The sequence below is a fragment of the Niabella hirudinis genome, assembly GCF_051201075.1.
Taxonomy (GTDB): Bacteria; Bacteroidota; Bacteroidia; order Chitinophagales; family Chitinophagaceae; genus Niabella; species Niabella hirudinis.
Genome location: NZ_JBPEHJ010000022.1, coordinates 1 through 10,084 on the forward strand (window position 1 = coordinate 1; position 10,084 = coordinate 10,084).

Consider the following 10,084-nt stretch of genomic DNA (forward strand, 5'->3'; position numbering starts at 1 on the left):
ACTCAACAAGATTAAAAATCACGGGAAAACATCTCAATGCAACCTGTTTGCTCCAACATAGGGGCTTGTAAATTATTTTACAGCAGACAAAACCCGTATTTATTGAATTCTGACACCCTGATTTCCACATTTAATAATTTTACCGGACACCAGTAATCTCAAACCTCAAACTTCAAACAAGAAACGGTGAACAGTCCTTCGAGTATAAAAACGGATCTAACGTTAAACCTTAAACCTTAAACCTGAAACAAAACCTACGCCAGCGCTTTCCGGGCGTAGTCCAGGCATTTTTTCACCTCCTGTACAGCATCCGATCCTGCGGGTATCCTGTATTCCAGCTCAATGGTTACCGGTATCTTGTATTTTTTAGTTTTAAGAAGGGTGAGGATCTCTTTGATGGGGGTATCGCCCTGGCCCCAGGGCAGGTTCTCACCACCATGGGCGGCTGTTTGCCGGTCTTTCATGTGCATGGAAGTGATGCGGCTATGCCGCTTTTCGATCAGCGCCAGCAAGGAGTTCGTATCATGACCTTTGGCTGCAATGTAATGACCGCAGTCCAGGTTCATCGAGTTATAAGGCGACTGTTCCAGCGCCGTGTCCCAGAGGGTATCCGTAGCCTGTGTATGCGCATGGTAGCCGATATATACTTTGTGTTTGGCGCCCAGTTTTCCCAGTCGCTCTGTTTGTTTAGGGTCGCGGGGCAGCTCTACCGTAACCGCGGTGGCGCCCAGTGTTTTTGCTGCCCGCATGGCGTACTCAATTTCAGCATCGGTATTGCCGGAGCCCAGCGCATCGGGCTTAAATGCGTAAATTTTCACGCCGGCCTTATCAAACATTTTTTTTACTGCTTTGAATTTGTCCATAGGAACGGTAGCCCGCCAGCCGGCCATCTGCTTCTTATCGGCAGGGCAGCCTGCATATTCCTCCACGGCATCACCCATTAGCTCCACGGCGCTTACGCCGCTATTTATCGTATGTTGCAATACTTCCTGTATACTGCCGGGCATGCTCCGGAAGGAGTAGGTGATTGCGCCGATCTGCACCCCCGCAAATTTCGATCCCGGTCCCTTAAACAGGTCTGCCGATCCAAAAAGGGAAGGCGCGGCTAACAGCCCCAGCGAGGCCATACTTCCTTTTTTTAAAAAATCGCGGCGCGAAACCTGGTGGGGCTGATCGTTTATTGCAAGCATAGTTGTCTGTTATTTTTAATAGTGGTCAATAGGATCAAAGTTAAGGGGCCTCGTTTTAATTACTACAGATTTTTCTATATTCGTTTGCAAATTACTTTCAATAAAACCCCCTCTATCATTATGGAAACAATACCTGGTAAAAGATTGGAAAGACTGGTTACGGTTGTTCAGGAGCTCTCGCTTGCCCGCAACCTCCAGGCCGTAACCGGTATTGTACGCACGGCCGCGAGGTCATTAACCGGGGCAGATGGGGCTACGTTCGTATTGAGAGACAAAGATAAATGCTATTATGTGGATGAAGATGCCATCAGCCCATTGTGGAAGGGCAGCCGGTTTCCGATAGAAACCTGTATCAGCGGGTGGGCAATGATGAACCGGCAATCTGTCATTATCCCCGATATCTACCAGGATGGCCGCGTGCCCATTGAAGCTTACCGGCCAACATTTGTAAAAAGCCTTGTAATGGTCCCCATCCGTACCATGGACCCCATTGGCGCCATTGGTAATTATTGGGCGCGACCTCATGAGGCAACAAAGGAGGAGGCGCAAATCCTGCAATCGCTGGCAGATATTACTGCTGTTACGCTGGAAAATGTTCAGATTTATGAAGAGCTGGAAGCGCGTGTAAAACAGCGTACAGAGGAACTGGAGATTGCCAATAAGCAGCTGGAGGCGTTTTCCTACTCGGTAACTCATGATCTGAGAAGTCCATTGGCGGGGGTACTGGGACTGGCCCAGGTATTGCAGGAAGAATACAGTTTGCAACTGGATGGTGAAGGCCGGGAGCTGATGGGGCTGATGGAGCAGAGTGTTAAAAATATGAGTCAGCTGATCGACAACCTGCTGGCATTTTTTACCACCTCAAAAAAGGAATTGAACAGTGTGGAGGTTTCGATGAAGACGATCGCTACCGAATATTTTCAGCTACTGCGGGCGCAGGAACCAATGGAGCGCACCTTCGAATTTACGATAAGCGATCTGCCGGATGCATGGGTAGACCGCACTTTGATAAAACAGGTGTGGATGAACCTGCTGGGAAATGCCATTAAGTACAGTCGTAAAAAAGATAAGACCAACATCCAGGTAGGCTATGAACAAACAGAACAGGATACTATTTATTTTGTAAAGGATCAGGGCAGTGGTTTTGATATGGCGCATTATGATAGGCTTTTTGGTGCGTTTCAACGGCTGCACAACGATCAGGAGTTTGAAGGCAACGGCATCGGGCTTTCATTAGTAGAGCGGATCATTGCCCGCTATGGCGGAAAAGTTTGGGCAAAGGCCGTGCCCGGAGAAGGCGCCGTTTTTTATTTTTCGCTGCCCGGAAGCTGAAAAAAATGGGAGGATTGAATAGACACGGGGCGCCTGCGGAGCCCGGATCCGGCACATTTAATGCTTGCTATAAACACGCCGCTCCATCCGGAGCGGGGAACCTGTTTGCCTGCCAAAGGGAGGGAGGCGGGAAAACATTGAGGCTGTTATTTTGCCTGCTGAGCACGCAGGTCAGACACGGAAATAGGACATCAGCGGAAAAAGATATGCGCAGATCCGCGGGGAAGATGACTACAGGAAAGCCCTGAATAATCTGTCAAAAAATCCATTTGATTTTTGCAGCATCATCAGGTGGCTTACAAATTTGGCCCTTGGCGCCGTCAGATGCCCTGTGTTCATAGAAAAAATAACAGGTAGCAATCTGTAGGTGTCTCAAAAGTCGTCATTGTCATGCTGAATTTATTTTAGCATCTGACATGAGGTTTAATTGTCAATAGATGCTGAAACAAGAATAGATCCCGGGTCAAGCCCGGGATGACATCTTCAGAATGACAACATGTTATAAAGCAACTTTTGATACACCCACGTAAACATCGTAGTTGCGGCTTTCTGCTTAAAGTATAATTACTCGCCGACAAATAAATGGATATTTTTAAATTAAGTATAAAATAACATTTAATGTTTATTATTAAATAATTACATTTAGTTATATTTACTTTTAAATAATATATTTCCGTTTTTAGTTTTCACCGCCGGGATTAAAACATTTGATAAAAAACGTATATATTATTTTTGATATATCGCTTAAATTAGCGACCCCTGAAATTTGGAACAGGCCCTGCCATCAAACTACCTTCGTGGTAGACGTCTGCAAGCAAAACGATTATCAACCAAAACGTATACGCACGGTTCCGTCTGCTCATTTTTTAACTTCCTTAAAAAAATTGCAATGAAAAAATTAAGCATTCTTTTTGCTGCGGTAGTTGCCGTAGCTGTATTATCTGTTAGCTGGAAAGCAACTACAAACGAAGGCGCCACAAATGTTAAGGTACCCTACTCCGGCGATTTGTGGTCGCCCTGTACCAATGAAATGATTCATCTGGAAGGGGACCTGCATCTTCTCACTAATATGACCACCAACGACAACAGGATGTCTGTGAAGTATCAATTGCAGAGCCAGGGCATTTCAGGCATGGGTTCGATATCGGGTAATAAGTACAACGCCAACGGAATTGCCAAGGCAAGTATGAATGGTTCATTGGTAAATGGCAGCTATACAAACACCATTAACGCCAATTTCAATCTTGTCAGCCAGGGATCCGGTGATAATTTATCGGTTCACATCCTCCTTCATATAACTGTTAATGCAAATGGAGATGTTACGGCAACGGTTGAAAATATAAGTATGGACTGTAAATAGCATATCCCCGGGGTGGCTTCGAAATTAAATCGGCACCGCAAAACAGCTGCGGTGCTTTTTTGTGCCCGCCTTTGGGATTTTCAACTTACATTTTATATAAATGTTATAATTGTTTAAAAATCAAATTATTAAGTTGATTTACGTGTTTAAGTTGATAGGTCAGGGTTATTACAAAAACGGTCTTATCGGTAACAGCGTTTTAAACAACCCGGTATTCAGTTTGCCGGCGAAATGTTATCGCTCTATTTTCGCCGGATTGTCTTATTTTGCAGACTTCCTATTGTAAAAGAAGTGGTTTTGTAGAGGCATGACAAGCGAGCAAATTGCATTTTTGATCCATTCATCTCCGGCGCTGCAAATGGTGCGGCTGCGGAATGCCGGCTGGGTATTACCTTTTTTATACACTGTTTTCAAAGAAGAGCGGCGCATGGTCATCCGGGAAGATCAGCTTATCCCCATGCTGGCCGAAGCCCTGGGATCCCATGCAGATGGTACCGAAGACTGGGAGGAGGCGCGGATCGATTTTGGGGAAGATGAAGAAAGCCGGAGCCGGAAATATTTGCTCAACTGGGTGCAGAAACGCATCCTTCAGGACTTTCCGGATACAGAAGGGAATACCAACTACCAGCTGAGCGCCTATGCCGAAAAAGTGTTCCAATGGATGCAGCATCTCCAACAGGGGCAGCATCATGTGGGTACGGAAAGCCGGTTTAAAATGCTGTTTACTTCCCTGCGGGACATGGTAGAAAATACGGAGGACGACCGGGAGCGAAAATTGCAGATCCTCAAAGACCGCCGGGCAGAAATTGACCGGGAGATCAAAGCGCTGGAGCTGGGTGTGGCACCGCAGCGGTATAATAACGCCCAGGTGCAGGAACGGCTCGACCTGTTCATCCGCCTGTGCTATGAACTGATCGGCGATTTTCGTGAAGTGGAAGATAATTTCAAACAGATCCACCGCAATATTGTAGAGCAGCACACCCGTGCGGAACAAAATAAGGGCGCTATTGTAGGCTTCGCCTTTGAATCTTATGATGCGCTCCGCAGCAGTAACCAGGGTAAAAGTTTTTACGCCTTCTGGGATTTTCTTATTTCCCGCACAGGACAGGAAGAATGGCGGCAGCTTACGGAGCAGCTGCTCCTGTTGCTGGAGGACCGGCAGCTGGAGGCCGACACGGATTTTTTGCAGAACATCAAATCCTTCCTGCTTGAACAAGGACGTGCTGTTTATGATGCCAACGATAAAATGGCAGAGAAGCTTAGCCGCATTATTACCGAAAAAGAAATTGCCCGGCACCGGAGGCTGCGTCAGCAGATCAGCGGTATTAAAGAACTGGTATTTGACCTCATGGAAGAGGAGCAGCTTGCGGCGGGGCTGCAGCTGGAGGACTCGTCCGATATCCGGATGGCCATGGACCGGACGCTTACACTGGAAACAAAGAAAACCGCGGGAGCATTAAAACAACCCATGGCCGCCGTGGAAAAGATCGCCGATGTGGACCGGTTTAACCGGTTGCTGAATACGAGCTTTATTGATAAAAAACAACTCTGGCAAAAAGTGGAGCAGGTGCTGGAGCATAAGCAAACCGCTACCTTAAAAGAGATCATCGAGGCAACACAGCTGCAGCATGGCTTGGCCGAAGTGATCAGTTATTACAGTTTTTTAAAAGAAAAATCCAAAAGGGTACAGGTGGTGGGTAATGCGGTAGAGCTGATACCGCTCAACAGCAACGCCGATAAATTTGTAGAAGTGCCTTATTTGTTATTTAGTAAATAGAAGGAAACCTGATGGCCGAAAAGATACATTCGTTTACGCCCGTATTCATCAAACTGCTGAAGGGCCCGGTAGAGTACCTCGAAAAAAGTACCTGGGAAAAACTCCTGCAGTATAAAGCAGAACTAACGGTTTTTTTACAACGCCTGGGTTTAACACTGGTGCTGGATGAGCAGGATGGATATGCTTACATAAAACATACGGTATCCGAGGAAGATGCTGCCAGCGTAAGTTGGATACAACGCCGGGCGCTGGCTTATGATGAAAGCGTAATGTTGGTGTTGCTGCGCGATATGATGGCGGAGTTTGAAGTGGGGGAAGCCACCCAGCGGGAGCTGATCAAGAAGCGGAGGGAGATAAAAGAATATGCCGAATTGTTTTTTAAGGAGAACGCCAGCCGGGTAAAGATGCTGAAGGATATTGACCGGTTGATTGAGCGTGCCGTGGAAAATGGTTTTTTAGAGCGCTCGGGCACACATGAAGTAGCCGATGAGCAAAAGTTCCGGATCAAAAAGCTTATTAAGGCCCGGGTAGACAGTGAAGTATTAGAAGATTTTAAACAGCAATTAACAGCACATGCAGCTAAGCGTATTCAGCACGGATAATGAGAAGAGCGGCTTCCGCCTGCAATATATGGAGGTATTTAACTGGGGCACTTTTGATGAGCAGATCCATACCATTGTTCCCGGCGGGGAAACCAGCCTGCTTACCGGATCCAACGGAAGCGGAAAGACTACTTTTGTCGATGCCTTGCTAACGCTCATTGTACCCGAAAAGAAATACCGGTTCTATAACCAGAGCAGCGGCAGCGAGAAGAAAGGCGACCGTACAGAAGAAACCTATGTGCTTGGGGGATATGGAACCATCAACAGTGATACCGGGGTTACCAAAGCCCTCTACCTCCGCGAAAACCGGGAGGAGGCCTATAGTATCCTGCTGGCCAATTTTACCAATGAAGCCATGCAGGAAGTAACCCTGTTTCAGGTGCGTTATTTCAATAACGGCGATATGAAACGGGTGTTTGGCGTTGCTCATAAAAGCTTGCATATTGAGGAAGATTTCAAGCCCTTTGACCTGGGCAATGCCTGGAAACGCAGGCTGGATCAGCAATACAATAAAGGTAGCCGCAAGCAGGTAGAATGGTTTGATGCGGCCAGCAAATATGCTTACCGCCTGGTGGATGTGCTGGGGATGCAAAGTATTCAGGCGCTCACCCTGTTTAACCAAACCGTGGGTATTAAGGTGCTGGGCAACCTGGATGATTTTATCCGTACCCACATGCTGGAACCGCGCGACATGGAATCCCTGTTCCAGGAACTGAAAAAGCACCTGGCCACTTTGCTGGATGCGCAGCGCAATATCGAAAAAGCCGAAGAGCAGATCCGCCTGCTGCAGCCGGTGCAGGATCATTATACCGCATTTAAAAATCTGCAGGCCCGGCAGCAGGATACCGAAAAAACACTGGGTACTGCTGTTGCCTGGAAGGGATATACCCAGGATCTGCTGTTACAACTGGCTTTAAAAGAAGCAGGAATTGGAGTAAAAGAACTTGAGGAAAAAACCGCCATCGCCAAAACGGGTATTGATGACTTGCATGAAGAAGAACGTATCGTCAGAAACCAGATCGAGCAGAACCAGGCAGGGCAGCGTTTGAGACAGCTGGAACAGGACCTGGAGGAGCTGCAGGCCAAAAGAACGGATGCCGAACGCAACCTGGCGGCGTTTACGGATTGGTGTACCGCATTGCATCTTGAAGACAAAACGGCTTCTGATGAGGAGAGCTATAAACGGATCCAAAAAGAAATAACGCCCGCAGTACAACGGCTCGAAAAAGAGAACCGGCTCAACCAGGCCGATGACTTTGATGCAAAAGACCGGCATAAAAAAGCGGGTGAGGCCAAATCTAAACTGGAAGAGGAGCTGAATATCCTGCTGCACAGCAAAAGCAATATTCCCGCTCACCTGGTGCAGGTGCGCAAACAATTGTGCGCTGCTTTAAAACTGGATACGGTGGCATTGCCTTTTGCCGGCGAGCTGATGCAGGTAAAACCGGAGGAACGGGACTGGCAGCCGGCCCTGGAAAAATTGTTGCACGGCTTTTCGCTTCGCCTGCTGGTGCCCGATCAACACTATAAAAAAGTGACCCGCTATATCAACCAGACCAATACGGGAACCCGCCTGGTATATTACCGCGTACTGGATACGTTCCATTCCCTTGCTGAGGATGGTACGGTTTACTACAAGCTCGACTTTCATCCGGAGCACCCGTTTTCCGGTTGGGTGCAGCAACAGGTGATACAGCAATTTTCCTATACCTGCCTGGAAGACGAAAGATCGCTGGAGCGCTATGATAAAGCCATTACCCTAAACGGGCTGATAAAGAACCGCGACCGGCATGAGAAGGACGACCGGCCGGGCAGTAATGATGCCGGACGTTATGTAATGGGCTGGAACAATGAAAATAAAAAAGAAGCGCTCATCAGCCAACGGAATAAGCTGGCCGATGAGCTGGCAAATGCCGCTGAAATTATTGAGCGTTGCCGCAGCCGGGCAGACCGGATGCAAAAACAGTTTTATGCATTGAACCGGTTGCAGGAGCATGGCGGTTTTGGATTGCTGGACGTGGCAGGCATACAACGCAATATTCATAAAACCGGGGACCAGATCAAGGCCCTCAGTAACAGTAATAATCAATTGCAGCAGTTGACGGCCCAGTTAGAAAAGCTGATAGAACAACGACAGGTATTTGAAAAAAACTGGGAGCAGGCGGCGCAGGCAAAAACTACCCTGGAAAACCAGATACAGGCCATGCAACAGCAGCGGGAGCAGCTGCAATTATTGCTACAGCATATTACAGAAACGGACAAAGAAGCATTGCTTCAGTTTCAGCAACAGCACGCCGCATTGTTAGCCACCGTAGCGTTGGAGAATATAGAAACGGTGTATACCCGGTTCAAAACGCAGCTGGAGAACGAGATGCAGGAAGTGCAGCGACTCCTGCATAAAGAAGAAAACCATCTGAACAGGAGCATCAGCCAGATCAAAAACCCGTCTCCGGCTTTACTACAACGTTTTCCCGACTGGTATAGTGATGTGCAGTTCCTGCCGGAGGAAGCGGAATATGCCGAGGAGTTTAAGGAATGGCTGGATAAGCTAACAAGCGAAAACCTTCCCAAATACCGCAAGGATTTTGAGAATTTCGTCAACGATACCATTACCTATAAAATCGGCGGTTTAAATGAAGAGATGGAAAAATGGGAGCGGGAAATCAATAATAGCGTTAACAAGCTGAACCAGTCGCTGGGGGGCATTAATTTTAATAAGCTTCCGGATACGTATATCCAGCTGGGAAAGCGCCGGGTGCAGGATGCTACGGTGAACGCCTTTCGCAATGCCTTGCTGGATGCCCTGCCCCAGGCCGCCAACTGGCAGCAAAGCAGCTTTGAGGATAAGGCCCTGCATTTCCGTCAAAAGGTGCAGCCGCTGATCGACAGCCTGGATGAAAGCGAAACCTATCGCGCCCGGGTAATGGATGTACGTAACTGGTTTGAGTTTTGGGCCGATGAGAAATACCGCAATACGGGAGAACTTAAAAAGACTTATCGCCAGATGGGGCAGTTGTCCGGCGGCGAAAAAGCACAGCTTACTTATACGATTCTTTGCAGCGCCATCGCCTATCAGTTTGGCATCACGCGTGAAGGAAAGAACAGCCGCAGTCTGCGTTTCATAGCCGTAGACGAAAGTTTCAGTAATCAGGATGAGGATAAAGCAACCTACCTGATGGAGCTTTGCAAACAATTGCATTTACAATTGCTGGTGGTAACGCCCAGCGATAAGATCCAGATCGTACAGGACTATATTGCCCATGTGCACCTGGCGCAACGGGTCAATAACCGGCACAGCATTATGTATAATATGACGATAAAGGAACTGCAAAAGCAGATGAAGAAAACATCTTATACTTTGCAAGGGATGAATTAGTGACTTTTACAGATCCGGAAAATTTATTTTTTCATCCCCCGATTTATCGCATGTGCGTCAGGTTAAGAACAGGTCTGTTACCATGAAATACAGTGCGGGTAAGCCTTTCAGACCCCAAAGATCGCATCTTTTTATGACAAACAGGCGCAGCGCGCCATTAAGCCTTATAACTATGCGCGCCCAAAACATCCCGTAGCCGCAGCGCGGCGGTAATATCGTAGGCCGGGCTTGTACTACCCGCAATGACTACCGGTGCGTTGCACCTTTATTACCCGTATGGCTGCTTACTAACAGGATCAGCGCTGCGCTGCAGCTTTCAGTGATAAAAATTAACCTGACGCGCATGCGATTGATCCTATCGTGTGGACACATTTCTTAAAGATGGTCAAAGAACCTGGAGTTTCATAAAAGGCAAATTTACAACAACTGAATAACGAATACTTATCG

At 47.5% G+C, this 10,084-nt stretch carries 6 protein-coding genes; 5 read left to right on the top strand and 1 reads right to left on the bottom strand.

Annotation, left to right across the window (positions count from 1 at the left end):
* Positions 1–254: 254 nt before the first annotated feature.
* On the bottom strand, positions 255–1,190 hold the full coding sequence (locus GGU45_RS21680) for a sugar phosphate isomerase/epimerase family protein (RefSeq protein WP_435228359.1): 936 nt from the start codon (positions 1,188–1,190) through the stop codon (positions 255–257).
* A gap of 120 nt (positions 1,191–1,310) precedes the next feature.
* Between GGU45_RS21680 and GGU45_RS21685 the strand changes: the two genes are divergently transcribed.
* The 5 genes from GGU45_RS21685 to GGU45_RS21705 all read left to right on the top strand — a co-directional run bounded on the left by GGU45_RS21685 (position 1,311) and on the right by GGU45_RS21705 (position 9,637).
* Positions 1,311–2,522, top strand: a complete 1,212-nt coding sequence (locus GGU45_RS21685) for a sensor histidine kinase (protein ID WP_435228361.1) — start codon at positions 1,311–1,313, stop codon at positions 2,520–2,522.
* An 889-nt stretch (positions 2,523–3,411) separates the two neighbouring features.
* Positions 3,412–3,882, top strand: a complete 471-nt coding sequence (locus GGU45_RS21690) for a hypothetical protein (protein WP_435228362.1) — start codon at positions 3,412–3,414, stop codon at positions 3,880–3,882.
* A gap of 331 nt (positions 3,883–4,213) precedes the next feature.
* Positions 4,214–5,659 (top strand): DUF3375 domain-containing protein, encoded by a 1,446-nt coding sequence (locus GGU45_RS21695; RefSeq protein ID WP_435228364.1) that lies wholly within the window; start codon positions 4,214–4,216, stop codon positions 5,657–5,659.
* 11 nt (positions 5,660–5,670) lie between these two features.
* On the top strand, positions 5,671–6,261 hold the full coding sequence (locus GGU45_RS21700) for a DUF4194 domain-containing protein (protein WP_435228366.1): 591 nt from the start codon (positions 5,671–5,673) through the stop codon (positions 6,259–6,261).
* Positions 6,233–9,637 carry an ATP-binding protein gene (locus tag GGU45_RS21705; protein WP_435228367.1) on the top strand — a complete coding sequence of 1,135 codons (3,405 nt, stop codon included), beginning with the start codon at positions 6,233–6,235 and terminating at the stop codon, positions 9,635–9,637. Before GGU45_RS21700 ends, GGU45_RS21705 begins: the two co-directional genes overlap by 29 nt.
* Positions 9,638–10,084: the final 447 nt, after the last annotated feature.